Here is a 23,714-nt window from a genome sequence, read left to right as displayed (position 1 = left end):
TCAGTCGAGGAGGGCGAGCGCGGCGTCGAGACTGGTCAGCCCGGCGTCGGAGCCGAGCCCGGTGGCCACCAGGGAGGCGGCGGCGGTGCCCCAGCGGGCGGCGGCCGGCACGTCCTGGCCGTGCAGCAGCCCGGTGACGAACCCGGCGCAGTACGCGTCGCCGCAGCCGGTGGTGTCGGCCACCTCGGTCTTGATCGCGGGCACCTGCTCGGCGCCCGCGCCGGTCACCACGAGGCTGCCGGCCTCGCCGAGGGTGACGAGCACGCCGCGCGGCCCGTCGGCCAGCAGCGCCTCGGCGGCCTCCCGTACCCCGTCGGCGCCCGCCATCAGCCGGGCCTGGCTCTCGTTGGGCAGCACGTAGTCGACGTGCGGCAGGAAGGCCCGCGCCATGCCGAGCAGGTCCGGCATCTCCGACAGCAGGTCCATCGTGACCACCGTGCCGGCGGCCCTGACCTCGTCGAGCAGCGCGAAGAACGCGGGGTCGGCGAGCGCGAAGGTGACGTCCATGCCGCCCAGGTGGATCGCCCGCGCCCGGCGCAGCACCTCGGGGTCCAGGTCGGCGAGCGTGACGCCGAGGTTGGCGCCTGGGACGTGGAAGCTGGGACGCCCGCCGTCCGGCCGGATCGGCAGGATCGAGGCGGCGGTGCGCTCCCCCGCCCTGCGGGCCAGGCGGGAGACGTCCACCCCGTGCTTGGCCAGCACCGCGACGAGGAAGTCGCCGAGCTCGTCGTCGCCCGCGGCGCCCATGGTGACGACCTCGTTGCCCAGCTTGACCAGGTCGACGGCGGTGCCCGCGGCGGAGCCCGCCGCGGTGAGCCGGATCTCGTCGACGAGGACGGTGTCCTGCCCGTCGGGGATGTGCGAGACGGGCCTGGCGAGGATGTCGACGATGTGCACGCCGACGGTGACGACGGTCATGGGTTTAAATAGACAGACGTCCGACTAAAAAGTCAATATGCTGGAGCGAACGCGAAAGGGGGCATGCCGGTGCCGAAGATCGTGGACCACGACGAGCGCAGGCGCGAGGTGCTGTCGGCCGCCCGCCGGGTGATCGTCAGGGACGGCATCGACGCCGCCACCACCCGCGCCATCGCCAAGGAGGCGGGCTACTCCAACGGCGTGCTGGCCCACTACTTCACCGACAAGGACGAGATCCTGCTGTCGGCGCTGCGCCAGTCTCACCAGCGCATCCGCGACCGGCTGGCCCGCAAGGTCGACGGCGTCTCAGGGCTGGCCGCCCTGCGCGAGCTGCTCCTCGACAACCTGCCGCTCGACGCCGAGCGCACTCAGGAGACCCGGCTGGAGGTCAGCTTCTGGAGCCGCAGCCTGGCCTCCGAGCGGCTGGCCGAGGTGCAGCGGTCGGAGGCGGGCGAGCTGCGCGCGGCCGTGCGCGACCTGCTCGGCCAGGCCAAGGAGGCGGGCGAGCTGACCACCGGGCAGAACCTCGACGACGTCACCGAGCACCTGCTCGCCCTGGTCGACGGCCTGAGCCTGCACCTGCTGCTCTACCCCGACCGCCTGCGCCGCGTCGACCTGGAGCGCCTCCTGCTGCAACACCTCGACGGGCTCTGAAGCACCGGCCCGGCAGCACCTCGACGGGCTCTGGAGCGTCAGCTCGACGGGCCTCTAGAGCGTCAGCTCGAAGGCGCCCAGCGCCGCCATCCGGCGCAGGAACGGCTCGGCCTCGAACGCCTCCGCCGTGGCCAGCACGCCCGCCTTGCCGGGGCCCTCGCCGCGGAGGAGGCGCACCGCCGCATCGGCCGAGGCCAGCGCGCCCACCCACCAGATGTCGCCGCCCCGCAGGTGGGCGGTGCGCCCGCCGCCACCCTCGGCGACGACCTGGACGGCCACCATGAACGCGGTCCGGGCACGTTCCTCCGGCGCGGCGTCCTGGCTGGTGAAGATCTGCTCCTCCTCGAACGTGCTCGCCGTGAGCTGGGACTCGACCGTACGGGCGGGCACGTGGCGGGGGATGGTGACCATCTCGCCCGACGGGAACGGCGCGATCATGGAGCGCGGCCCGACGGGCGGCGGGAACGGGTAGACGGTGTTGCGGATGTCGACCGGGCCCACGCGGAGCGCGCCGCCGGTGTAGGTGACACGGTCGATCTCGCCGATGAGCAGCTCGGCCGTCTTGACCGCGGCGGGCGTCATCCGCCAGCCGGTGATCGAGTAGCCGACCGTCACCCGGTCCACGGCGGGCAGCCCGGCGGCCGCGGCGGCGGCGAGCAGGTCGGCCAGGCCGCCGTAGAAGCTGAGCTGCGGGATCATCACCACGCCCGCCTCGCCGGCCGGGCCCTGCATGGTCTCGAACAGCCACTTGACCGGCTTGGGCTCGATGGCGTGGTCGATGTAGTGGCATCTGCCCGCCACGGCGGCCAGGGCCAGCGGCTCGCAGGTGCGGGTGAACGGGCCCGCGCAGTGGATCAGCACCTCGCTGCCGGCCGTCAGCTCGCGCAGCGCGTCGGGGTCGTCGAGCGCCGCCCGGTGGACGCGTACGCGGGGCGAGTCCAGCTCGCCGGCCAGCGCGTGCAGGGCGTCGGCGTCGCGCCCGGCGAGGACGATGTCCTGGTCGCGGGCGAGCAGCTCGGCGGCGACCAGGCGGCCGGTGTGGCCGTTGGCCCCGTAGATCGCGATGGTCATGCGCGTTCCTTCCAGGAGTGGAGTTTCGAACTTAGGTTCGATTCCGCCTCTCGTCAACATCGTTGCCGCATTTCGGACGACCGACTACATTGCCGCCATGAGCCTCCGCGAGCAGCTGTGCGCGTACGGCCGGCGCGCCGTCGAGCTGGGCCTGGTCATCGGTACGTCCGGCAACCTCAGCGTCCGCGAGGGCGACCGGGTCACGGTGACACCGTCCGGGGTGGCTCTCGACCGGCTGACCCCGGAGCTCTGCCCGGTCGTCGACCTCGACGGCCACCTCGTGGAGGGCGACGCGCGGCCGTCCTCCGAGACGCCGATGCACCTGGCGATCTACCGCACCACCGACGCCCGGGCGGTGGTGCACACGCATTCGGTGTTCGGCACGGTCGTGGCCACGACCAAGACCGAGCTGCCCCCGATCCACTACAACGCGCTGCTGCTGGGCGGGGTGGTCAAGGTCGCCGAGTACGCCACGTACGGCACCGACGAGCTGGCCGCGAGCGTGCGGGTGGCGCTGGAGGGCAAGCGGGCGGCGCTGATGGCCAACCACGGCGGGGTGACCATCGGGGCCACGCTGGAGGAGGCGTTCGAGGCCACCCGGCTGCTGGAGTGGCTGTGCGAGGTGTACGTGCGCGCGCTCGGCGTGGGCGAGCCGGCCGTGCTCACCGACGAGCAGCTCGCCGCCGTGGTGGAGCGCGCCTTCAACCCGCCGGAGTTCCCCCGCCGTTGAGCGCCGCCTCGGCCAGCCCGAGCGGGAGCCCGCCGGAGCCGGCGAGCCGGTCGTGGAAGGACTTCAGCGAGCCCGTGTACGCGTCGCGGATCCGCTCGATCTCGATCGCGCCGGTGAGGTACGAGGGAGCCTGGGTGGGCCAGGCGCAGTAGCGGCTGACCTCGCCCTGCGCGGTGCCGGGCGACAGCGACGCCTTGGTGGCCATGAACGTCTCGGCCTCCTCGATCGTCATCTCGCCGCAGTGCAGCGCGGTGTCCACGACGATGCGGGCCGCGCGGAAGATCCGGAAGTCCAGGTGGGCCAGCTCGGCGGCGGGGGTGTCGAAATAGCCCTGCTCATGCAGGAGCTTCTCCACGTACAGGGCCCAGCCCTCGGTGAAGTACGGGGTGCGGAACACCTTGCGGACCGGGTGCGGGTTGACGGCGAGGGTGGCCAGGTGCCAGTGGTGCCCCGGGTAGGCCTCGTGGACCGCGATCGACGGCATCTGGGCCCTGCTGTTGGTGCGCAGCCGCTGCCGCACCTGCTCGGGGGTGAAGTGGCCGGGCGTGTACGGCACGAAGAACACGCCGGTGCGCGAGCCGCTGAGCGGCGGCGGCGCCAGGTAGTGGGCCACCGCCACGACCGGCCGGCTGTAGACCGCCGACGGCAGCACCAGGCACTCCTCCCCCTCGGGGAACGTCACCAGGTCCCGCTCGCGGACGAACGCGCGGGCCCGCTCGGTCTCCGTCTCGTACTCGGCCCGCATCTGCTCCAGGGTGTCGGGGTGGTCGTCCATGAGGGTCTCCATGGCGGCCCGCCAGTCGGGTGAGCCGCTCACCCGCACCGCGACCTCGCGCATCCGCCCGTCGAGCTCGTCCCAGGCGGCCCGGCCGCGCTCGTGCAGCCCGTCCGCCCCGTACCCGAGCAGTTCGCGCTCGCGCAGCAGGCGGGAGTAGAGCCGCTCCCCCATCCGCCAGGTGCCGCCGCAGCGGAAGCCCGTCAGGAACGCGACCAGCTCGTCGAACGCGGCGGCGGCCGGTTCCGCGGCCTCGGCGAGCCGGGCCCGCAGGTCCGGGTCTTCGACCATGCCGGGGACGGTCTCGGTGAGGAAGCCGCGCCCGGTGCGCGCCTGCCCGAGCCCGCGCGTCACGAGCAGCGGCGCGGCCAGCTCGGGGTCGAGGTTGGCCCGGCAGGCGGCCAGCACGCCCGGCACCTCGGCCAGCCGGGAGATCGCGGCGGCCACCAGCTCCGGCTCGGGCCTGAGCCGGTGCTGGAACGGCGTGAACAAGGCGGCGAAGACCGCCGACAGGTAGACGGCCGGGTCGCGCCGCCAGTCGGGCCACTCGGCCAGCGCGACGGCGCCGCGGAGCTGGGAGAGCACGAGGCCGCGGTCGATCGGGTCGCCGGACGGGGCGGCTTCGAGCCGCGCGAGCCACTGGGCCTCCTCCCGCTCGCGCTCGGCGAACGCGACGGCGGAGAAGTCGCCCAGCGTGTGGTCGTAGCCTTCGGCGCCCAAGGTGCTCGCCACGACCGGACGCCGGGAAAAGTACCACCTGAGAAACTCGTCCACCGACGCACCATATCCTGGTCGAATGCCCCTTCAGATCACCGGCGCGTTAGGCGATCCCGACCTGATCCGGCTCCCCTGGGAGCTGCCGCTCGCGGAATGGCCGCAGCACCACCTCGTCGACCTCCCCCGCGGCATCTCTCGGCACGTCGTCCGGTTCGCCCGGCTGGGCGGCAAGGTCTACGCGATCAAGGAGATCAGCGAGCGGTACGCCAAGCGGGAGTACCAGCTCCTGTGGGACCTGGCCCGGCTGGACGCGCCCTCCGTGGAGCCGGTCGCCTACGTCACCGGCCGCGAGGAAGGGCTGGACGCGGCGCTGATCACCCGGCACCTGCAGTTCTCGCTCCCGTACCGGGCCGTGATGTCCGGGACGCTGCGGCCCGACACGCTCACCCGGCTGATGGACGCCCTGGTCGTGCTGCTCGTGCGGCTGCACCTGGCCGGGTTCTACTGGGGCGACTGCTCGCTGTCGAACACCCTTTTCCGGCGCGACGCCGGGGCGTTCGCCGCCTACCTGGTCGACGCCGAGACGGGCGAGATGCACCCGATGATCAGCGAGGGGCAGCGGCTCGGCGACATCGACGCCGCGCACACCAACATCTTCGGGGAGATGCTCGACCTGGAGGCCGGCGGCCTGCTGCACCCGTCGATCGACCCCATGGACACCGCCGAGGACATCGTCGCCCGCTACCACCGGCTGTGGGCCGAGCTGACCCAGGACGAGATCATCGAGGAGGTCGACTGGCACCGGGTGGAGCAGCGGATCCGGCGGCTGAACCTGCTCGGGTTCGACGTGGCCGAGATGATGGTGCGGCGCAAGGTCGGCACCGGCCGGCTGATCGTCCGGCCCAAGGTGGTCGACTCCGGTCACCATCAGCGCCGCCTGCTCCGGCTGACCGGCCTGGACGCGGAGGAGAACCAGGCCCGCCGGCTGCTGAACGACCTCGACGGGTTCCGGGTGGCCAAGGGCCTGCGGCACGAGGACGAGGCGATCGTGGCGCACCGCTGGCTGGCGGAGGTGTTCCAGCCGACGATCGCGGCCATCCCGGCGGGGCTGCGCGGCAAGCTGGAGACGCCCCAGCTGTTCCACGAGATCCTCGACCACCGGTGGTACCTGTCGGAGGCGGCCGGGGCCGATGTGGGGCTGGCCGCGGCGGTGAAGTCCTATGTGGACAAGGTGCTGGTTTTCAAACCCGACGAAAAGGCGCTCCTGCCGGACGAGGCCACGGAACAGAACGCGAATCACCTTTCCTGATTCGGCCCGTAACCTGCATAAATCACGGAATTCTCCGCCTCGGTGGGGTTTTTCTTCGCCTCAGCCATAAACAACTTCATCTCAGTACGGCTCCCGTTATCGCGGTCAATTTCCGCCCCTTGCGTCGCTCCTAAGCTGTCGACGTCCTCATGACGGCGAGGGAGGCCACCGTGCTCGCACTCGATAGTTGCCTGACCGAGGTCATGGCCATCCCGGGAGCGCTCGACGCGATGCTCGTGGACCATACGAGCGGGATGGCCGTGTCCTTCAGCGGGCAACCGCACGGCGTGGACGCCGACAAGGCCGCCGCGGCGCTGACCGAGATGCTGCGGGCCAGCATGGACGGGCTGTCGCGAGCCTGCCCCGGCGACACCGTGCGCCTCGGCGACCTGCTCATCAGCACCGACCAGGGACACCACCTGATCAGGCTGATGGACACCCTGTTCGAGGGGCCACTGGTGATCTACGTCCGGCTGGACGCGGAACGGTCGAACATCGCGCTGGCCCGGCACCGGCTGCGCGCCATCTCCGAGCAGCTGCTGGCGTGACCGATGCCCTCGCTGGACACGCTCCTGGCCGGCCTCGCCAAAGAACGGGCCACCGGCGCCCTGCGCGTGGGCCGCGCGGGCGCCGTCTACTTCGACGACGGGCGCATCACGTACATGACCTGCGCGCAGGTGCCCGGGGCCGAACGGCTGCTCGCGGCGCACGGCCGGGTCTCGGAGTCCGCGCTGCGCCGGGTGCAGGCCGACGGCGGCACCGAGCGCCTGCTGGAGGAGGGCCGGGTCACGCTCGGCGAGCTGCAGTACTGCGTGCTCGGCGCGGTGCTGGACGCGGCGTTCTTCCTGCTGCCGGTGACCGGCACCCGGCCGAAGTTCCGGCCCGGCGAGACCCACTGGCTCGGCGGGCGGTGGTACTTCGACGTGCCCGGCCTGGTGCGGGAGTGCGCGCGCCGGCGGGCGCAGCTCGCCGACGCCTGGCCGCGCGCCGACCTGGACACCTCCCCCGTACGGGTCGCGCGGCGGCTGCCCGGCCAGAGCGTGACGCTCAGCGACGTGCAGTGGGACGTGGTGGTCCGGGCCGACGGCGAGGCCGTGCCCCTGGAGCTGGCCAAGCGGATGGGCCGGTCCGGGTACGCGGTCCTGCTGGCGGTGCGCAGGCTGGCGGCGGCGGGCCTGCTCGTCACCGCCGAGGACACGCCGCCCTTGCCCAAACGGGTCAAACGACTCGACGTCACCCGGGCCAAGGCGGCGGCCCCGGCCGGCGGCGGCCCGCTCGGCCCGGTCGTCACCGGGGACCCCACGGACATCGAGCTGCTGCTGCGGCTCAGGAAGGCGCTGGAGGAGCTGTCGTGAGGTTCCCCTCACGCAGGAGGAGGCCATCGGTGGAACTGCGTCATGAGGTGCTCAAGGAGATGGTTCTCCTGCGCGAACGCACGCCCGACATCAAGGGGAGCGTCGCCTCCACGATCGACGGGCTGACGATCGCCTGCGACCTGGCCGAAGACACCAGCGAGCACGTGTCCGCGCTGGCCGCGGCGCTGGTCGCGATGAGCCGGCGCATGCTGATCCTGGCCGGGCGGGGCGACCTGGAGGAGACGCTCGTCTCCGGCAGCGCGGGCTTCGCCGCCTTCTACTCCGCCGGCCCCACCGTCGTCCTCACAGTCCTGGCAGAGCCCGGGGCCAACCTCGGGCTGCTCCGACTGGAGGGCCGCAAGACCGCCGCCGCGGTGGCCGCGGTGGCAGCAGGCAACAAATGATCACTTCTGATCGGAGGAAGACATGGCCAGCATGGACATCTCGCTCAAGGAAATGATGGCGATCGACGGCTCCATCGGCGCCGCCATCGTGGACCACGGCAGCGGCATGGCGCTCGGCGCCCTCGGCGGATCCAAGGACCTGGACCTCCAGGTCGCCGCCGCGGGCAACACCGAGGTCGTCAAGGCGAAGCTGCGCACGATGGACTCGCTCGGGCTCAACGAGGCGATCGAGGACATCCTCATCACGCTCAGCGGCCAGTACCACCTCATCCGGCCGATCTCCGGACGCGGCGGCAAGGGCCTGTTCCTCTACCTCGCACTGGACCGCGGCCGGGCCAACCTGGCCCTGGCCAGGCATCATCTCAAGGGCATAGAGGAGAAGCTGGAGGTCTGACCTCCGGCTCCTCCTCCTACGACCCGGTGGCTCGCGCTCGGGCGCGGCGAACGCGTGCCGCCGCCGGGGCGCGTCTCGCGAGGCAGCTGCCTCCCGGCAACCCGCGAGACGCGCCCTTTCCACCCCTCGCACCTTCGTACGACCCGTCGGCGCCCCTTACACCGGGGCTTCGCCGCACGGCCCTTTCCGGGGTCTTACGTCGTATGCCTTCCAGGGTCTTCCGCCGCACGGCCCTGCCAGGCTCTTACGTCGCACGGCCGGCCCTTTCGGGTTTCTTCGTCGTACGGTCCTTCCGAAGTTTTCCTCGTACGGCGGGATGTCACCTCGTCGGGCTGGGATGGCCGGCGGTCAGCTTGGTGACGGCCTCGACGATCTCCGGCCAGAGGGCACGGGGCAGATCGTGTCCCATACCGGGGAAGACCTTGAGCTCCGCGCCCGGGATCGCCGCCGCCGTGGCCTGCCCGCCCGCGAGCGGGATGAGCTGGTCGTCGGCGCCGTGGATGACCAGTGTGGGGATGTTGAGCCGGGAAAGGGCCTCGGTCCGCTCGGGGGAGTTGACGATCGCCGCGAGCTGCCGGGCCACGCCCGCCGGGTCGAAACACCGGTCGAACGCCAGCTTGGCCAGCCGCTCGACGCGCTCGCGGTCGAGTTCGTACCCCGGAGAGCCGATCACCGACTGCGTGGCCAGCGCCTGTGTGACCGCGCCTTCCCGGGTGGTCACCGGCTTGGCGAACAGGACCGCGCGGGCGGCCTCGGTGGGCGGGGCCACCGAGCCGCCGGGGGTGGACATGATCGAGGTCAGGGTGAGCACCCGCTCGGGATGCCGGATGGCGAGCGTCTGGGCGATCATCCCGCCCATCGAGGCGCCCACCAGGTGCGCGGCCGGCCAGCCGAGCGCGTCCAGCAGCCCGGCGACGTCCTCGGCCATGTCGTCCAGCAGGTACGCGGGCTTGCCCGGCTGAGGCACGCCCGCGTCGTGGAGGTGGGTGGACAGACCGGCGTCGCGGTTGTCGAACCTGACGACGTGGTGTCCCTGCTCGGCGAGTTGCTCGCAGAACTCGTCGTCCCAGTGAATGAGCTGGGCGCCCAGCCCCATGATCAACAGGAGCGGGCGCCCGTCAGGAGAGCCGAAGCTCTCGTACGCGATGTCGATGCCATGAGCCGATGCAGTCGAGGTCACGGCACCAGAATGACATTCTGATCAGGGTGACGCCAAGGTCAGCGGCGCACGAGCTTGCGGATGCGCTCGCGGCCCAGCACCAGGGCACCGCCGATGAGCACCGCGCCGCCGACCGCCGCGGCGCCGGCCACGTTGCTCTGCTCGGTGGCAGCGGCCGCCTGAGCAGCGCCGGAGGCGGCCTTCGACTCGGCCACCGGCGCGGCGGCGAGGGTCTTCTCGACCTTCTTCTCGACCTTCCGGGCCTCGTCCTTCGCGCCGCCGGCCAGGGTCTTCTCGTCCTTCTCGGCCTTCTTCTCCGCCTTGTCCTCGGCCAGCACCGGCGGGTTCGCCGGGTTGCGGTCGATGCGCTTCCAGGCGCCGGTGGAGAAGGCCACCGGGTGGTTCTTCAGGCCCACGCCGTCACCCCACTTGGTGATGACGTACTCGACCTCGATGTGGCCCTTGCCGCCATTGCCGTCCACCATCAGCGTGCGCGGGTTGAACCTGCCGCCGGTCAGGTCGGCGAAAGTCTTGGAGTCCAGGTCGAGCATGATGCCGTTGCTGGACGGGTTGCCCGGGCCGCGGTCACCGACGAAGAACGGCATCTTCTTGCCGTTGTAGACCACGTAACCCTCGGTCAGCAGGGGCCAGCTGGGGCTTGCCGCCAGGCCCTTCTGCATGGGCTTGCCACTGGCCGGCATGCCGGTGTCACCAGCGCGGCCGGAGCCGTCGTCCCAGAAGTAGGAGGCCGTGGTCTTGCCCTTGAGCAGGACCTTCTCCGTGCCCTTGTCGATGTCGGCGTGAGCGGCGGTACCGGCCCCGGCGCCGAAGGCGAGCGTGCCGGCGGCGGCGGCGATCACGGCGAAGGAGCGCATGCTGAAGCGAGCAGACATGAAAAGCAGAAGTCCTTTGTGAGGCAACAGTGAGAAAGCGCTCGCAACAAGGCGCAGCCGGGCATCAAGCCGTGCGGACGCTACGCGTGGAGCGCGAAAAGAAGATCAGGAATCAGCCGCTGCTCAATGGCGGCCGGTGACATCCCGCGATAGGGGGGAACTGACGCGGCGATCGATCACGAGAAGATGTCCTCTCCATCTCGCCTACCGGGTTAGCTGACGGGTTCGGGCGTGGAGATGCCCTACCGGCCGCGAAGGTCGGATTCACCCCAAGGAGATGGGTCCCCGGTTCCCGCGTGGTGCGGGATTCGGCGCCAGGCAGCCGCCTCTTCCTGGTGAAGAGTCAAGGTCACCGCCTGGTAACGCTCACCAATCTAGCGAGCAAACTGGACAAACGCAAAGGTAAGCCCATGATTCGGGCGAAGATCTACCTAGAAAAAGGGGGTACGGCATGCCGTACCCCCTTGAAACACCCGGCTTTCAGCCGCCGCTCTTGCGCCTGAAGGACCGCTTACCGGCAGCCGGACCGTGCGCTCCGTGGATCTTGGAATGGTCGGCGCCCCTACCACCCCCGCTGGTTCCCGCCTGCTGGCCGCGCTTGCGCTCCAGAGCCTCACGGAACTTGCGCTTCATCTCGTCCTCGGGAGTCTCGTCGACTTCCGGCTCTGGGGTTTCCGCCATGAGGACCTCCTGGTGTGCGTACGCCCCCAGCTTCCCATGCAGGCCCCCACTGCGCGAAACCAGGCATCATGCCGCGCGGCGCGCCGGGGGCTTGGTATTGGCTTGACCTGATCCTGGATACACCCCTGACATGCAGCTCGATCCCCCGGAGCGGCGGCAGTGAGCCCGCTCGGGTTCCTCGGCCGGGACCTCGCGATCGACCTCGGCACGGCCACCACGCAGATCTACGAACGAGGCCGGGGCATCGTCCTCAACGAACCCTCGGCAGCCGCACTCAAGCCCACCGGCGGCTTCCCCTTCGGCATCCCGGCCTTCGCAACGGGCACCAGACCCGGCACCTCGACGCACCGCCCCACCACCACCACCACCCATCCGAGCACCCCCGCCCGACGGAACGCACACCGAAACCCGCACCGGAACAGTCACTGGAACGCGGGCCCGGACACGTCCCCGGACGCGGCCGCACACCCGGGCACGCACGCGGACCTCATCGCGTACCTCGCCCCAGACCCGAGTTCGAACACCGCACATCCACCCGGGGACGCTCGCCGCCCACCCAGGGACGCAGGCCACCCGAAGCCAGAGCCACCGTTCACCGGGAGCCCGACCACGGACGCCCGGTTCGATGCTGCCCAGCGACCCACACCAGAGAGGCCGTCCCCCGCGGGCCCACCCCCGGATGTACGGTCACTGTCCCACGTCGCGAGCTACCCGACCGCGGACGCGTGGTTCTGCGCCCCCGGATACGCGCTCCCGAAGGCACCCGAGCACCAGCCCGGAGAGACGTTCAACCCCTCGGCGTACCTTCCTCCCGAGCCGACCGCCGGTGTCATCCCGTTCAGCCAGGGATCCGGCGTTGCGGCCGCGGCGGAGATGCTCTTCGGCGTGGACGCGGTGCGGCACGGCGGGATCGCCCAGTGGCCGGTGCACCAGGGCGGCGAACTCGTCAGCCGCATGATCAAGCATTTCGTGAGAAAGGTGCACGGCCACCCGTTCGCCCGTCCGCGGCTGGTGATGGCGCTGCCCGACGGCGCCTCGCCGATCCTCCGCGCGGCCCTGCGCGACCTGGCCTACGAGGCGGACGCCAGGCGGGTGTTCCTCGTCGAGCACTCCTTCGCGGTGGCGCTCGGCGCGGGGCTCCCGATCACGGAACCCGCCGGACGCATGATCGTCGACATCGGCCCCCGCCTGACCAGGATCGCGATCCTCGCCTGCGGCGCCGTCGTCGCCGCCAGAACCATCCACACCGGAGGCGACGCCGTGAACGCGGCGATCGCCGCCCTCGTCGCCCGCGAGCACAACCTGCTCCTCGGCGAGGCCGAGGCGGAAGCGGTCAAACTCCGCGCGGGCCCGTCCTGGAAACCGCTGGACCGGCACGTGATCGTCCGCGGCCTCGACCCGGACTCCCGGCATGAGCGGGTCGCGTGGCTGCCCGTCCAGCAGTTGTACGAGGTCACGAGGGCCCAGGCGGACGCCATCGCCCGCGGAGCGGCGGCGACCCTGGAACACTGCCCTGCCGAACTGTCCGCCGACGTCGCCGCCCACGGAGCAGTGCTGACCGGCGGCGGCGCCCTGCTGCGCGGCCTGGCCAGACGCCTGCGAGCAGCGATGGGCATACCGGTACGCCGCGCCGACCGCCCCGTGGAGGCGCTCGCCCTCGGCCTCGGCCGCTACGTCGACCGCCTCAACCCCCTCGGCCCCCGCCACCCCGTATGACAAGGCACCCTCCCGCCCGCCAACGCAAACCCATGTCACCAGACCTCCGCTCACCTCTCCGCCCACCCCGCGAAGCACCCTCACCTCTCCGGCCGCCCCTTACGCGAGGCACCCTCACCTCTCCCCCCACAGCGCGAGACGCCCCCCATCCCGTAACGCAGTGCCTGCCAAGGCCGTGAAGCGACCCGAGAATCCCTGGGTCCGGCCAGCACCCGACCCCGAGCCGTCACAACGGGGTCGAGCAGGTGCCGTGGGCTATGTAGGCCAGGCCGTCGAAGTCGTGGCCAAGCACCGTCGGGGTGAAAGCCAGCTTGTACGCGAAGCGCCCGGCCACGCCTCCGTAGGCGCGCATGGACCGCTCTTGGCCGAGCCACTGTTCAACCGAGTCAGGTCTGGGCCCGCCGCGCAGGTCCACCAGGTGATCGCGGGGGCATGCGGCTGACAGGCTGAACTCGGTCATCGTGGGCTTGGCGGTGGCGGGCACCCGGTGCCCCACCGGTGGCCTCCGCACGTCCGGCTTGCCGAAACGGAGCCGCCTGGCCCGGAACTCGCCCTCCCCGAAGAGCAGCCCGAGCGCGTAATAGCCATCACCGTGGCGCCGGCGCAGATAGTGCCCCATGGCCGGAATGCCACCGTCGTTGCCGTAATGACCAGCGCTCACGTGGCCGTTGTGCGCCCACACAGCGATCTTCGCCGCCGGATCCGCCGGCAACCGGTCGACGTTGTCGGCCATGAACCGGTCACGGGCCGCCGCCACGGTGCGCGCCGCATCGGCATCTCGCCTCGGCCGCGTCATCAACGTCGCGAACTGCCACACGGTCACGGCATGCGCCACCGCACCCCCGGCAAGGTCCGCGTCACCACAACCCTCACATGCTGCCTCGTCTGAAACGCCGGCGCCACCTTCCGCCTCATGTGAGACGCCCGCGCTGCCGGAGACGGCCACGCCACGAACGCCACGTCCCGCACCGCCTGGGATATCCGCGCCACGCACGTCACCTCGCGCGCCTCTCCCTTCTGACCAAGGCCTCGCCCCGGGCGGCTCGTTGTCCGGGCCCCCTACCTCCAGGACGTGGTCCAGCAGACGGCGGGCGGCGGCTTCGACAGTCGGAGAGAGGGGGCCGGTCACGCCCAGGCGCGTCTCGCCCAGCACCTCCAGAGGCCCCAGTAGGTCGTCGGCCCGGTCGCCCAGGTGGTCGCGGAGCCATCGGAGAGAGGCTGCGGGGAACTGCGGGTCGATGCCGGCGAAGCGGACCTTGGTCATAGCGGTGCGGTTGTGCTCGCGCATCCACTCCACCACCGCCAGCATCTCCCGCGTGTGCCACGTCCAGAAGCCGAGGTCGGCCAGCAGTCGCTCCGGGTCGCCCGGGCCGCCGAGGACGTAGGCGTCCAAGGCCTCGGCGGCCGACACGCTGGCCTCCATCGCCAGCACGGTGAAGCCCAGCTCCTCCACCAGGAACCGCAGCAGCCGGTGCTTGAGCAGGAAGAACTCCCGGGTGCCGTGGGTCGCCTCGCCCAGCCCCACCACTCTGACCCCGTCGAGAACCTCCCGCAGCGGCTCCAGGTCGGCGGCCGGTGAGCGCGGGTCGAGCCCGGCGAGCGGGATCGCCCGGGACGCGAGCCAGCCGGTCACCTCGGTCATGACCTGTCCCTCAGACTCGTCAGCGAGAGCACCAGGCCGAGCACGCCCACCACCAGGCTCACCATCGTCAGCACCCCGCCGTCGAGCCAGAGGTGCAGCAGCCCGAAGTCGCGGTCGAAGAACTGACGGGCCACGAACCCGCCGAACCCCTGGATCATGAGAATGACGCCGATGAACCCCATGCGCACCACCGTGCCACCCTCGGTCGGCCCGCCGCATCAGACCGAAGTATCGCCCGCCTCCGCCTTGGGCCGATTTCCGGCCTCGCCCCGTCACGCCGACATGCCCGCCCGCCCCAGACCTTGGCCGATACGCAAAAGCGGCTCACTTTTCCGATGGATAACGAGCCCCACGCGACGAAAAAACACTACATTTCTGCCAGATGCTTCGAATGAAGGCGAGGACATGACGCAGCTTCCGGGGCAGATTGACCCCAACGTGCCCAGTGTGGCCCGCATGTACGACTACTACCTGGGCGGCAAGGACAACTTCCCCGCCGACCGGGAAGCCGCGGAGCAGGTGATCGAACTCGGCCGTCAGACCGGCTCGGACATCCGCGAAGTCGCCCTGGCCAACCGCGGGTTCCTCATCCGGAGCGTGCGGCACCTGGCCCAGGCGGGCATCCGGCAGTTCCTGGACATCGGTACGGGTCTGCCCACCCAGGACAACGTCCACCAGGTCGCGCAGCGGGTCGCGCCCGAGTCGAAGATCGTGTACGTGGACAACGACCCGATCGTGCTCACCCATGCCCGCGCGCTGCTGGCCGACAACAGCGAGACGGTCATCGTCCAGGGCGACCTGGCCGATCCGGACGGCGTGCTCGCCGCCGCCGCCGAGCATCTGGACTTCTCCCAGCCGGTGGCCGTGGTGGTGGCGGCCGTCTTCCACTTCTTCCACGACGACGACCAGGTCGCCAAGATCGTGGAGGCGCTGCGGAAGCCGCTGGTGTCCGGCAGCTACCTGGTCATCTCGCACGGCTACATCGAGCCGGGCGAGGGCGAGGAGAACAAGGTCGACGAGGTCCGCGGCGTCTACAAGCGCAGCACCTCGGGCGGCGTCGCCTGGCGCGGCCGGGAGGAGCTCTCGGCGCTCTTCGACGGCCTGGAGATCCTCCCGCCAGGCGTGGTGCCGGCCCAGAAGTGGCGCAACGAGGACGATCCGTACCCTTGGCCCGGCCTGGCCAAGGGCGGCGTCCTCGGCGTGGTGGGCCGCGTCCCTTAGAACCCGGCCGCTTCCCCGGTACCGGGCCGTCTTCCCCCGTACCGGGCCGTCTTCCCCGATACCTGGCCGCTTCCCCGATACCTGGCCGCTTCCCCGATACCTGGCCGCTTCCCCAGTACCTGGCCGCTTCCCCGGTACCCGGCCGTCTTCCCCAGTACCCGGCCCGGGTCTAGATCGGCGGGGCCGGGTCGTACTGGATGTAGTGGCGGACCTCCTTGGCGCGTTCGACGCCCGCCAGCCGCGCCACCAGGTGCAGCGCCATGTCGATGCCCGCCGACACCCCCGCCGAGGTGATGACGTCGCCGTCGTCGGCGAACCGGTCGTCGGGCCGTACGTCGATCGTCGGGTCCAGTTGCGCGAGGTGGTCCAGGGCCGACCAGTGGGTGGTGGCGGGGCGGCCGGCGAGCAGGCCGGCGGCCGCGTACACGAGCGACCCGGTGCAGACGCTCGTCATCAGCGGCACGGTGGCGCGCCGCTCGCGGATCCAGGCGAGGTGGTCCTCGTCCTTGAGCAGCGGCCGGGTGCCGCGCCCGCCCGGGTGGAGCAGCACGTCCAGCGGCCCCACGTCGGCCATGCCGTGCTCGGCGAACAGCCGCAGGCCCTTGGCGGCGCGGACCGGGCCGGGCTCGCGGGCGAGGGTGACGACCTGGGCCTCGTCGGGGTGGTCGGCGGCCCAGGAGGCGAGCACCTCCCACGGTCCCACGGCGTCGAGTTCCTCGACGTCCTCGAACAGCAGGATTCCGATGCGCATCAGCGGCTCCTTGTCACGCGGAAGTGGCGGCGGTACTGGCCGGGGGTGACGCGCAGGCTCCGTTTGAAGCTGCGGTGCAGCGTCTCGACCGTGCCGAACCCGCAGGCCCTGGCGACGGCGTCGAGCGTGGCGTCGGTGGTCTCCAGGAGGCGGCGGGCCGCCTCCAGCCGCACGGACTCGACGAACGCGCCGGGCGTGCGGCCGGTCTCGGCGGTGAAGACGCGGGTGAGGTTGCGCTCGCTCATGCCCGCGCGGCGGGCCAGCGCGGGCACGGTGAGGTCCTGGTCGGGGTACGCGGTGATCCACGCCAGCAGGTCGCGCAGCGGCTCGCGGGCCGGTCGCTGGACCGCGAGCTGGGCGGAGAACTGGGCCTGGCCGCCGGGCCGCTGGACGAACATCACCAGGTGGCGGGCGATCCGCCGGGCGGTGTCCGCGCCGAGGTCCTCCTCGACGAGTGCCAGCGCGAGGTCGATCCCGGCGGTCACGCCCGCGGAGGTCCACACGTTGCCGTCCTGGACGAACAGCGGGTCCGGCTCGACGGTGACGGACGGGTGCATCCGGGCCAGCTGGTCGCACGACGACCAGTGGGTGGCGGCCCGCCGCCCGTCCAGCAGCCCGGCGGCGGCCAGCACGAACGCCCCGCTGCACACGGACGCCACCCGCCTCGACCGCTCTGCCGCCTCCCGCACCCAGCCGACCAGCCGCGCGTCGGCGCACGCGTCGACGTTGCCGTACCCGCCCACGACGACGAGCGTGTCGATGTCGCCGTCGCAGTCCGCGACGGTCCCGGTGGGGTGCACGGCCAGCCCACCCGACGCGCGGACCGGGCCGCCGTCCACCGCGACGGTCTCGATCTCGTACGTGCCGGCCTGGTGGAACACCTCGTGCGGGCCGGTCAGATCGAGGATCTGGAAATCCGGATAGATGAGGAAAACGACGCGCACGCCTTCATGCTGCAAGCCCGTCCGTCATGGCGGCAAGGACACGGATATGACGATTCCCGCCAGATCAGCCGCGTGAGGCGGTGCGCAGCGCCCGGTAGAGCAGCCGGGAGTCGCCCAGGTGGTGGCGGAGCAGTTTCTCCAGCCCGCCGATCGGCACCAGGTTCTGGGGCGCGCGCGGATCCTTGTAGTCGACGCCGGCCAGCGGCGGCAGGGCGAGCGTCACGGCGTCGGCCAGCCCGGCCGCCTCCGCCGGGTCGAGGTCGGCGCTCGCCTCGCAGCGCACGATGCCCGCCCACGGGGTGAGCGCGTGCACGGGCAGCCGGACGTACCAGGCGTGCCGCCGCCAGCTCGTGCCCATGAGGAACACCGGCGTGCGCTGCCCAGGCGCCAGCGCCGACACCACCGCCGACTGGGCGGGCGGCAGGTAGGCGGTGTGGTGGGTCTTGATGTAGCCGATCGTGCGCGGCAGGTGGCCCCGCCCGCGCAGCGGCCCGTCGACCAGCAGCAGGTCGTCGGCCATCCCCCGGTGCCGGACGGACAGCTCCACCTCCAGCTGGCTGACCTGCCGCTGCAGCGCCAGCGACAGCTCCTCCACGGTCGAGTCGGCTGCCCTGCCGGGACGGTAGGTGGCGTGCGCGGTCTTCACCTCAGGCGCGTACGGGGAGGCGCTGATGAGGGCGCGGTGCACCTCGATGTCCGCGAGCTCGGCGCCGTCGGCGCCGCACCGGACGATCCCGGCCGCGTACGAGGCCGCGATCCCGGGCATCGGCATGGCCGCGTCGGGGTCGTTCACCCACACCCGGGCGTCGATCCGGCGGACCCCGTCGGCGACCAGCAGGGTCTCGGGGGCACGGGCGTCGGGGCCGGGGGTGACGGGCTTCCAGTCGCCGGCGGGCCGCTCGATGTCCAGGACCAGCTCGGCACTGGTGGCGCCCAGCTCGGAGAACGCCTCGCTCGCCAGCGCCGCCGCGTAGCCCGGATCCCAAGGATCGACGGAGAACGCCGTCACAACCCCACCTTCCGCACGTGCGAGCCCTTGGCGTCGCGGCTGACCTCGAACCGCACCGGCACCCGCTCGGCCAGCGCCGGGACGTGGGTGACGACGCCGACCACGCGCTCCTGCCCGGCCGCGAGCCGTTCCAGCGTGGTGGCGACCGTGTCGAGGGTGGCGGGGTCGAGCGTGCCGAACCCCTCGTCGAGGAAGATCGAGTCGAGCCCGCGGGCGACCGCGTCGGACAGCGCCAGCGCCAGCGCGAGCGCCGCCTGGAAGGTCTCGCCGCCGGACAGGGTGCGGGCGCTGCGCCGCAACCCGGCCTCGGCGTGGTCGATGACCTCGATCTCGGTGCGGTCGCTCAGCGCGAGCTCGTACTGGCCGTCGGACAGCTCCCTGAGCATGCCGGACGCGGTCGTGACGAGCACGGCGAGGGCCTCGGCGCACAGCCAGCGTTCGAAGGCGTTGGCGCGCAGCCGCAGCGCGAGCTCGTGCGCGACCTTGGCGGCGTGCTCCTTCTCCGCGACCTCCCCGGCCAGCTCGGCGGCGCGCTCACGGGCCTCCTTGACCCGTTCGAGCCGGGACTCGACGCGGGCGACCTCGCCGGCGACGGCCGCGCCGAGCTGCTCGGGGGTGCCTTCGCCGGGGAGCGGGACCTGGTGCTCGCGCAGGCGCTCGGCGAGCCTGGCGCGTTCGCGGGAGAGACCGGCGGTGGCGGCGGCGAGCGCCTCGTCGCGTTCGGCCAGCGCCTCGGCGGCGGCGAGCGCGGCCCGGTCACGCCAGCCCAGCAGGTCGGTCCAGGCGCGGTGCAGGTCGTCGCGGGTGAGAGGTGGCGGCGGGTCGTCGTGCGAGCCGAGCGCGAGCAGCCCGTCGCGGGCCGTCTCCAGCGTCCGCCACGCGTCGGCGGCCCGCCGGTCGGCCCGCTCGGTCTCGGTCTGCGCCTGTCGCAGGCGGGTGCGGGCGGTCCGCGCGGCGCTGCGGGCCTCGGCGGCCACGGCCTCCGCCTTGGCGATCGCGGCCAGCCGTCCCTCGACCGCGGCCCGGTCCACGGCCGGGGGCAGCGCGGCCAGCTCCGCCTCCAGCTTGGTCACCTGGTTGGCGTACAGGCCGGCGGACGTCTCGCCCTTGGCGTACGCGGTCCGCGCCCGTTCGGCCTCCTTGCGCGCGGTGACCAGCGCGCCCTCCGCGGCCCGGATCTCCGCCGCGCCGGGCGCGCGCGCCGCGCCCGAGCCCGGATGCCCGCCCGCGTGGCCGGGATCGGTGGGGCGGAGGCAGACGGGGCACGGGTCGCCGGGAGCGAGGCGGGAGGCCAGGTCGGCGGCCGCGTGCGCGTCGCGCAGCCGGTCGCGCCGCCGCTCCGCCTCCGCCACCGCCCGGTCGGCCTCCTGGAGCGCGGACCGCAGCGCGCCGAGCGACTCCGCCGCGGAACCGGCCTGCGCGCGGGCCGACTCCGCCTGGGCGGTGAGCCGGTCGCGGGCGTCGAGCGCGGCCAGCGCGGCCTGGGGACGCTCGCGCCCGCCGAGGGCGGCCAGCGCCTCGTCGGCCGCGTGCTCGTCGGCTTCCAGCGCGGCGACCTCGTCGAGCAGGGACGCCACCGCCTCGGCGGCGGCGCGGCGGGCCGTGGAGAGCGTCGCCACGCCGTCGGGCATGCGCGGCGCGGCCAGCGCGGCCTGCCGCTCGGCGACGGCGGCGCGTTCGCGGGTGGCGCGCAGGATGTCGGCCTCGCGGGCGCGCAGCAGGTCGAGGTCGGCGTCGATAGTCTCGGCCAGCCTGCGCAGCGCGGCGAGCCGCCCGGTCAGCTCCTCCTCCAGCTCGGCCGTGGCCCCGGACAGCTTGCCGAGCTGGTCGCGGGCGAGGGAGGCGGCGCTCCTGGCCGTCTCCTCCTCGCGCACCGCCCGCTGCCTGATCGCCTCGTACACGTCGGCGTCGAGCAGCTGCACCAGGAGGTCCTGCCGCTCGCGCGGGGCGGCGTGCAGAAACTCGGCGAAGCGCCCCTGCGGCAGCACCACGCACTGGGTGAAGAAGCGATATTCGAGCCCGGTCACGCGTTGCACCTCGGCGGTGACGTTCTCGCCCTCGGCGAGCGGCTTGACCACGGCCTCCCACGCCTCGCCCAGCGGCACCCCGGCGGCCAGCTCGTCGATACGGGCCTCTTTGGTGCGGACCGTGCCCTTGCCGTCGCGGACCAGCGCGCGGACCACCCCGTAGCGGCGGCCGTCGCTCTCGAACAGCAGCGCCACCTTCCCCGCCGCCACCGACGGGGCCAGCGCGTGGGCGATGACGTTCTCCCTGCCCCAGCGCGGAACGGTGCCGTAGAGCGCGAAGCAGATCGCGTCGATGATCGTGCTCTTGCCGGCCCCGGTCGGCCCGGTCAGCGCGAAGTAGTCGACGTCGGAGAAGTCGACCTCGACCGGGTCGCGGAAGCTGCCGAAGTGGTCGAGTCGCAGCAGCAGCGGGCGCATCAGCCGGTCACCTCGTCGTAGAGCCGGTCGAACAGCGTGGCCACCTGCTCGTCGGCGCGGCCGGTCGCGGTCAGGTATTCGCGGAACAGCTCGCGCGGGCTGCGGGCGGGCGAGCGCGACTCCCGTACGGCGGAGACGGGACGGAAGCGTTCGTCCAGCGACACGTCGATCGCGCCGGGAAGCAGCTCGCGCACCTGGTCGGCGAGGCCGACGCGGGGTTTCTCCTCGACGACCACCCGGAGCCAGTCGTCGCCCTGCAGCTGGGACTCCAGCTGCTCCAGGGTGCCGCGCACGGTGCGCAGCCGGCGCGGCGAGCGGAACACGACCTCCTCCACCGCGGCCGGGCGGCCGGGCGCGACGTCCACCAGCAGCGCGCCGGGCAGGTTGCCCTCCTCGCCGAAGTCGACGGCGATGGGCGACCCGCTGTACCAGATCGGGCACGGGCCGGGCAGCTGCTGGCGGCGGTGCAGGTGACCGAGCGCGGCGTACTGGGTGGACGGCGGGAAGGCGGTGGGCTCGAAGTAGTAGGAGAAGATCGACTGGGCCTCGCGCTCGCCGCCGCCGAACCGGCCGCCGGGGAGGGTGCCGTGGGTGGTGATCAGGTTGACCGTGTCGTTCGCGAACCCCGCGGTGAGCGCGCCGATCAGCTCGGCGATGCGGGCGGCGTAGTCGCGGTTGTGCTCCGCGGCGGTGCCGGTCAGCACCTCCGCGGCGCGCACCACGTACCGGTGTGACAGGAAGGGCAGCACGGCGAGCCGGACGGGCTCGCCGGTGCGGGCGGTGAAGGCGAGCGTGCCGCCCTGGTCGGGGCGCCGGAACGAGCCCACCACGTGCAGGCCGAGCTTGCCGAGGAGCGGCCGGTAGACCTCGAAGAGCTGGGGGTTGTCGTGGTTGCCCGCCAGCACGACCACGTCGCGGCCGCCCTCGCGCAGCGCCATCAGCGCGGGCAGCACGAGCTGCTGCGCCTCGGGGGTGGGCGCCGAGGTGTCGAACAGGTCGCCGGCCACGATCACCAGGTCGACGTCCCGCTCGCGGGCGGTGGCCACCAGCTCGCGCAGCACCGCGCGGTGCTCGTCGAGGCGGGAGCGCCCTTTGAGCACCTTGCCCACGTGCCAGTCGGCGGTGTGCAGGATCTTCACGAGTCGACCTCTCAGAAGGGCGGGATGTCGTCTTCGACGCCGGGCAGCCCCTGGAACGGATCGGCCGACGCCTCGGCCGGCGCGAGCGCCTCCGACGGGCGGGTGGCCCAGGCGGGGAACGGGAAGGCGACGGCCAGCGGCACCGGGATCTCGGGCTGGGCCACGAACATCGTGCCGGGCCTGGCGATGGTGGCCCGGTCGCGGACGGCTGGGGGCAGCCAGCCGTACTCGGACCTGGCGGCCTCGGCCGTGTCGAGCCGGCCCGCGACGCGCACGGCGCTGTTGGCGACGATGCGGCGCTCGACCTCGGACGCGGTCTGCTGGGCGCCGATCAGGATCACGCCGAGGCTGCGGCCGCGCTCGGCCACGTCGAGCAGGATCTCCTTGATCGGCGAGTCGCCCTCGCGCGGCGCGTATTTGTTGAGCTCGTCGAGCACCACGAACAGCAGCGGCTTGGCGGTGCCGGAGGACTCCTTGCGGTGGAACTCGCCGCGCAGCACCACGCCGACCACGAACCGCTGCGCCCGCTCGGGCAGGTTGTGCAGGTCGACGATCGTCACCTGGGCGCTGGAGGTGCTGACCGAGTGGTTGCGGTAGAACGGCAGGTCGCCGCGGATGATCGGCGACAGCGCGCGGACCGCGCTCCTGAGCCGGCGCAGGAAGGCGTTGACGGTGCCGAGCGGGGTCTGCGCGCCGGTCCACTGCGGGCGGCTGCCCTCGTCCTGGAGCTGGTCGGACAGCAGCTCGACCAGGTCGGAGAAGGTGCGGCAGGACGTGCCCTGGATCATCACCGCGCCGCCGTCGCCGACCGGCTCGGCCCACGCCTTGAGCCGGGCCGCCACCTGGCCGACCAGCAGCGAGTAGCCGGCCCGCTCGTCGTCGGCGTCGGCGAACGCGAAGCGCAGCAGCTCGTCCTGGCAGAACTCGACGAGGGTCCAGTAGAAAGAGCTGACGCCGTGGGTGCGGGCCGAGACGTGCGGGACGCCGTTGGGGTCGCCGGGCCGGGGCGGGGCGAACACGTGGACGCTGCCGAACGGCCTGGCCGGCAGCCCGAGCCGGGCGTAGACGCCCTTGGCCGCCTCGTCGACGCGGACGTTTTCCTGGTCGAGGAAGAGGAGGTCCTCGCCCTTGACCGAGAAGATCAGCGCCTTGGTGTTGGCCGCCTCGCCGCCCAGCACCCCCGAGTTGAAGATCGAGTAGAGCAGGAAGGTGGCGAACGAGGTCTTGGTGGCCACGCCGGACACGCCGGAGATCGACACGTGGGCGCCGCGGGTGCCGTCGAGGAAGTCGAAGTTGACGTAGAGCGGCTGGCCGTCGCGGCCCACCCCGAGCGGCACCCGGCGCTCCATCACGTCGAAGTAGAGGGCCTGGTCGCGGTCGCCGGCGTGGGCGAGGTAGACCCTGGCCCCCGGCAGCGGCGGCACGAACACCTCGGGCTCGACCCGGGTGACCCGCACCTCGGCCACCTCGACCACGGCCGCGGGCAGCGCGCCCTCGGCGATCAGGAACACGTCGGAATCGTAGGCGGCGCCCTCGTGACGGGCCTCCACGGTCGTCACGACCCCGGCCACCACCAGCGGCCCGTGGCCGGGCACCTCGCGCCTGGTCACCACCACGTCGTCGAGCTGCACCACCTTGCCCGGCTCCAGCCCGATCCAGAACGACAGCGGCGAGGCGGCCTGGGTGCCCAGCACCCGGCCGACCGCCTCGGCGGCCACGGAGGTCACATCGACGCTCGTCATCCCGTTGACCGTCACGAAGCCCTCCACCCCCATCAACGCCTCCAAG

At 72.4% G+C, this 23,714-nt stretch carries 23 protein-coding genes, 1 pseudogene and 1 riboswitch; of the genes and pseudogenes, 10 read left to right on the top strand and 14 right to left on the bottom strand.

Annotation, left to right across the window (positions count from 1 at the left end; all coding sequences use genetic code 11):
- The gene (locus ACGFI7_RS20005) at nucleotides 1-918 is read right to left on the bottom strand and encodes a carbohydrate kinase family protein (RefSeq protein WP_393406323.1); all 918 of its coding nucleotides are present in this window, start codon (nucleotides 916-918) and stop codon (nucleotides 1-3) included.
- Nucleotides 919-981: 63 nt separating this feature from the next.
- On the opposite strand from ACGFI7_RS20005, the gene ACGFI7_RS20000 reads away from it, so the two are divergent.
- Nucleotides 982-1,572: a TetR/AcrR family transcriptional regulator gene (locus ACGFI7_RS20000; RefSeq protein WP_393406320.1), complete on the top strand. Its 591-nt coding sequence runs from the start codon at nucleotides 982-984 to the stop codon at nucleotides 1,570-1,572.
- A 54-nt stretch (nucleotides 1,573-1,626) separates the two neighbouring features.
- Here ACGFI7_RS20000 and ACGFI7_RS19995 read toward each other — a convergent pair whose 3' ends face one another.
- A complete protein-coding gene (locus ACGFI7_RS19995) occupies nucleotides 1,627-2,643 on the bottom strand; it encodes a saccharopine dehydrogenase NADP-binding domain-containing protein (RefSeq protein ID WP_393406318.1) in 1,017 nt (338 codons plus the stop codon).
- Between the two features lie 97 nt (nucleotides 2,644-2,740).
- Here ACGFI7_RS19995 and ACGFI7_RS19990 point away from each other — a divergent pair, with 97 nt between their 5' ends.
- The gene (locus tag ACGFI7_RS19990; RefSeq protein WP_393406316.1) at nucleotides 2,741-3,373 is read left to right on the top strand and encodes a class II aldolase/adducin family protein; all 633 of its coding nucleotides are present in this window, start codon (nucleotides 2,741-2,743) and stop codon (nucleotides 3,371-3,373) included.
- Here the strand turns inward: ACGFI7_RS19990 and ACGFI7_RS19985 are convergent.
- A complete protein-coding gene (locus ACGFI7_RS19985; protein ID WP_393406314.1) occupies nucleotides 3,345-4,922 on the bottom strand; it encodes a DUF885 domain-containing protein in 1,578 nt (525 codons plus the stop codon). The genes ACGFI7_RS19990 and ACGFI7_RS19985 overlap by 29 nt on opposite strands.
- A 22-nt stretch (nucleotides 4,923-4,944) precedes the next feature.
- On the opposite strand from ACGFI7_RS19985, the gene ACGFI7_RS19980 reads away from it, so the two are divergent.
- The 5 genes from ACGFI7_RS19980 to ACGFI7_RS19960 all read left to right on the top strand — a co-directional run bounded on the left by ACGFI7_RS19980 (nucleotide 4,945) and on the right by ACGFI7_RS19960 (nucleotide 8,327).
- Nucleotides 4,945-6,174: a DUF4032 domain-containing protein gene (locus tag ACGFI7_RS19980; protein WP_393406313.1), complete on the top strand. Its 1,230-nt coding sequence runs from the start codon at nucleotides 4,945-4,947 to the stop codon at nucleotides 6,172-6,174.
- A 170-nt stretch (nucleotides 6,175-6,344) separates the two neighbouring features.
- A complete protein-coding gene (locus ACGFI7_RS19975) occupies nucleotides 6,345-6,722 on the top strand; it encodes a roadblock/LC7 domain-containing protein (RefSeq protein ID WP_393406311.1) in 378 nt (125 codons plus the stop codon).
- A 3-nt stretch (nucleotides 6,723-6,725) separates the two neighbouring features.
- The gene (locus tag ACGFI7_RS19970) at nucleotides 6,726-7,529 is read left to right on the top strand and encodes a hypothetical protein (protein WP_393406309.1); all 804 of its coding nucleotides are present in this window, start codon (nucleotides 6,726-6,728) and stop codon (nucleotides 7,527-7,529) included.
- Between the two features lie 29 nt (nucleotides 7,530-7,558).
- Nucleotides 7,559-7,933, top strand: a complete 375-nt coding sequence (locus ACGFI7_RS19965) for a roadblock/LC7 domain-containing protein (RefSeq protein ID WP_393406307.1) — start codon at nucleotides 7,559-7,561, stop codon at nucleotides 7,931-7,933.
- A 22-nt stretch (nucleotides 7,934-7,955) separates the two neighbouring features.
- Nucleotides 7,956-8,327, top strand: a complete 372-nt coding sequence (locus tag ACGFI7_RS19960; RefSeq protein WP_393406305.1) for a hypothetical protein — start codon at nucleotides 7,956-7,958, stop codon at nucleotides 8,325-8,327.
- 319 nt (nucleotides 8,328-8,646) lie between these two features.
- Here ACGFI7_RS19960 and ACGFI7_RS19955 read toward each other — a convergent pair whose 3' ends face one another.
- The 3 genes from ACGFI7_RS19955 to ACGFI7_RS19945 all read right to left on the bottom strand — a co-directional run bounded on the left by ACGFI7_RS19955 (nucleotide 8,647) and on the right by ACGFI7_RS19945 (nucleotide 11,060).
- On the bottom strand, nucleotides 8,647-9,507 hold the full coding sequence (locus tag ACGFI7_RS19955) for an alpha/beta fold hydrolase (RefSeq protein WP_393406303.1): 861 nt from the start codon (nucleotides 9,505-9,507) through the stop codon (nucleotides 8,647-8,649).
- Nucleotides 9,508-9,545: 38 nt separating this feature from the next.
- Nucleotides 9,546-10,379 carry a hypothetical protein gene (locus ACGFI7_RS19950; protein ID WP_393406300.1) on the bottom strand — a complete coding sequence of 278 codons (834 nt, stop codon included), beginning with the start codon at nucleotides 10,377-10,379 and terminating at the stop codon, nucleotides 9,546-9,548.
- Between the two features lie 186 nt (nucleotides 10,380-10,565).
- Nucleotides 10,566-10,703, bottom strand: a riboswitch (cyclic di-AMP (ydaO/yuaA leader).
- A gap of 156 nt (nucleotides 10,704-10,859) precedes the next feature.
- Nucleotides 10,860-11,060 carry a DUF5302 domain-containing protein gene (locus ACGFI7_RS19945; protein ID WP_393406298.1) on the bottom strand — a complete coding sequence of 67 codons (201 nt, stop codon included), beginning with the start codon at nucleotides 11,058-11,060 and terminating at the stop codon, nucleotides 10,860-10,862.
- A gap of 159 nt (nucleotides 11,061-11,219) precedes the next feature.
- On the opposite strand from ACGFI7_RS19945, the pseudogene ACGFI7_RS19940 reads away from it, so the two are divergent.
- Together ACGFI7_RS19940 and ACGFI7_RS19935 are read left to right on the top strand one after the other, a co-directional pair.
- A pseudogene (locus ACGFI7_RS19940) lies at nucleotides 11,220-11,351 on the top strand (rod shape-determining protein); the annotation flags it as partial.
- A gap of 594 nt (nucleotides 11,352-11,945) precedes the next feature.
- Nucleotides 11,946-12,776, top strand: coding sequence for a rod shape-determining protein (locus ACGFI7_RS19935; RefSeq protein WP_393407139.1), 831 nt, complete (start codon nucleotides 11,946-11,948; stop codon nucleotides 12,774-12,776).
- 226 nt (nucleotides 12,777-13,002) lie between these two features.
- On the opposite strand, the gene ACGFI7_RS19930 is transcribed toward ACGFI7_RS19935, so the two are convergent.
- Entirely contained in the window at nucleotides 13,003-14,418 is a 1,416-nt protein-coding gene (locus ACGFI7_RS19930; RefSeq protein ID WP_393406295.1) for an erythromycin esterase family protein, read from the bottom strand.
- Nucleotides 14,415-14,600 (bottom strand): hypothetical protein, encoded by a 186-nt coding sequence (locus ACGFI7_RS19925; RefSeq protein WP_393406292.1) that lies wholly within the window; start codon nucleotides 14,598-14,600, stop codon nucleotides 14,415-14,417. The genes ACGFI7_RS19930 and ACGFI7_RS19925 overlap by 4 nt, the downstream gene beginning before the upstream one ends.
- Nucleotides 14,601-14,823: 223 nt before the next feature.
- On the opposite strand from ACGFI7_RS19925, the gene ACGFI7_RS19920 reads away from it, so the two are divergent.
- Nucleotides 14,824-15,639: an SAM-dependent methyltransferase gene (locus ACGFI7_RS19920; protein WP_393406290.1), complete on the top strand. Its 816-nt coding sequence runs from the start codon at nucleotides 14,824-14,826 to the stop codon at nucleotides 15,637-15,639.
- Between the two features lie 169 nt (nucleotides 15,640-15,808).
- Here the strand turns inward: ACGFI7_RS19920 and ACGFI7_RS19915 are convergent, their stop codons facing one another.
- From ACGFI7_RS19915 to ACGFI7_RS19890, 6 genes are all read right to left on the bottom strand, one after another.
- On the bottom strand, nucleotides 15,809-16,390 hold the full coding sequence (locus tag ACGFI7_RS19915) for a DJ-1/PfpI family protein (protein ID WP_393406288.1): 582 nt from the start codon (nucleotides 16,388-16,390) through the stop codon (nucleotides 15,809-15,811).
- Complete coding sequence (locus ACGFI7_RS19910) at nucleotides 16,390-17,334, bottom strand: GlxA family transcriptional regulator (protein ID WP_393406286.1); 945 nt, start codon at nucleotides 17,332-17,334, stop codon at nucleotides 16,390-16,392. Before ACGFI7_RS19910 ends, ACGFI7_RS19915 begins: the two co-directional genes overlap by 1 nt.
- 64 nt (nucleotides 17,335-17,398) lie before the next feature.
- The gene (locus tag ACGFI7_RS19905) at nucleotides 17,399-18,343 is read right to left on the bottom strand and encodes a hypothetical protein (RefSeq protein WP_393406283.1); all 945 of its coding nucleotides are present in this window, start codon (nucleotides 18,341-18,343) and stop codon (nucleotides 17,399-17,401) included.
- On the bottom strand, nucleotides 18,340-20,787 hold the full coding sequence (locus tag ACGFI7_RS19900) for an AAA family ATPase (protein ID WP_393406280.1): 2,448 nt from the start codon (nucleotides 20,785-20,787) through the stop codon (nucleotides 18,340-18,342). The genes ACGFI7_RS19905 and ACGFI7_RS19900 overlap by 4 nt, the downstream gene beginning before the upstream one ends.
- On the bottom strand, nucleotides 20,787-21,926 hold the full coding sequence (locus ACGFI7_RS19895) for an exonuclease SbcCD subunit D (RefSeq protein WP_393406277.1): 1,140 nt from the start codon (nucleotides 21,924-21,926) through the stop codon (nucleotides 20,787-20,789). Before ACGFI7_RS19895 ends, ACGFI7_RS19900 begins: the two co-directional genes overlap by 1 nt.
- 11 nt (nucleotides 21,927-21,937) lie before the next feature.
- Entirely contained in the window at nucleotides 21,938-23,668 is a 1,731-nt protein-coding gene (locus ACGFI7_RS19890) for an ATP-binding protein (protein WP_393406275.1), read from the bottom strand.
- Between the last annotated feature and the right edge of the window lie 46 nt (nucleotides 23,669-23,714).

The organism is Nonomuraea sp. NPDC048826, assembly GCF_043198225.1.
GTDB lineage: Bacteria > Actinomycetota > Actinomycetes > Streptosporangiales > Streptosporangiaceae > Nonomuraea.
This window is presented reverse-complemented; position numbering and strand designations above follow the sequence as displayed.

Bases quoted from the DNA above. Each gene is read 5' to 3' on its own strand.
- ACGFI7_RS20005 (WP_393406323.1), bottom strand. From the start codon at position 918: ATGACCGTCGTCACCGTCGGCGTGCACATCGTCGACATCCTCGCCAGG.
- ACGFI7_RS20000 (WP_393406320.1), top strand. From the start codon at position 982: ATGCCGGTGCCGAAGATCGTGGACCACGACGAGCGCAGGCGCGAGGTG.
- ACGFI7_RS19995 (WP_393406318.1), bottom strand. From the start codon at position 2,643: ATGACCATCGCGATCTACGGGGCCAACGGCCACACCGGCCGCCTGGTC.
- ACGFI7_RS19990 (WP_393406316.1), top strand. From the start codon at position 2,741: ATGAGCCTCCGCGAGCAGCTGTGCGCGTACGGCCGGCGCGCCGTCGAG.
- ACGFI7_RS19980 (WP_393406313.1), top strand. From the start codon at position 4,945: ATGCCCCTTCAGATCACCGGCGCGTTAGGCGATCCCGACCTGATCCGG.
- ACGFI7_RS19970 (WP_393406309.1), top strand. From the start codon at position 6,726: ATGCCCTCGCTGGACACGCTCCTGGCCGGCCTCGCCAAAGAACGGGCC.
- ACGFI7_RS19960 (WP_393406305.1), top strand. From the start codon at position 7,956: ATGGCCAGCATGGACATCTCGCTCAAGGAAATGATGGCGATCGACGGC.
- ACGFI7_RS19950 (WP_393406300.1), bottom strand. From the start codon at position 10,379: ATGTCTGCTCGCTTCAGCATGCGCTCCTTCGCCGTGATCGCCGCCGCC.
- ACGFI7_RS19945 (WP_393406298.1), bottom strand. From the start codon at position 11,060: ATGGCGGAAACCCCAGAGCCGGAAGTCGACGAGACTCCCGAGGACGAG.
- ACGFI7_RS19930 (WP_393406295.1), bottom strand. From the start codon at position 14,418: ATGACCGAGGTGACCGGCTGGCTCGCGTCCCGGGCGATCCCGCTCGCC.
- ACGFI7_RS19925 (WP_393406292.1), bottom strand. From the start codon at position 14,600: ATGGGGTTCATCGGCGTCATTCTCATGATCCAGGGGTTCGGCGGGTTC.
- ACGFI7_RS19920 (WP_393406290.1), top strand. From the start codon at position 14,824: ATGACGCAGCTTCCGGGGCAGATTGACCCCAACGTGCCCAGTGTGGCC.
- ACGFI7_RS19915 (WP_393406288.1), bottom strand. From the start codon at position 16,390: ATGCGCATCGGAATCCTGCTGTTCGAGGACGTCGAGGAACTCGACGCC.
- ACGFI7_RS19900 (WP_393406280.1), bottom strand. From the start codon at position 20,787: ATGCGCCCGCTGCTGCTGCGACTCGACCACTTCGGCAGCTTCCGCGAC.
- ACGFI7_RS19890 (WP_393406275.1), bottom strand. From the start codon at position 23,668: ATGACGAGCGTCGATGTGACCTCCGTGGCCGCCGAGGCGGTCGGCCGG.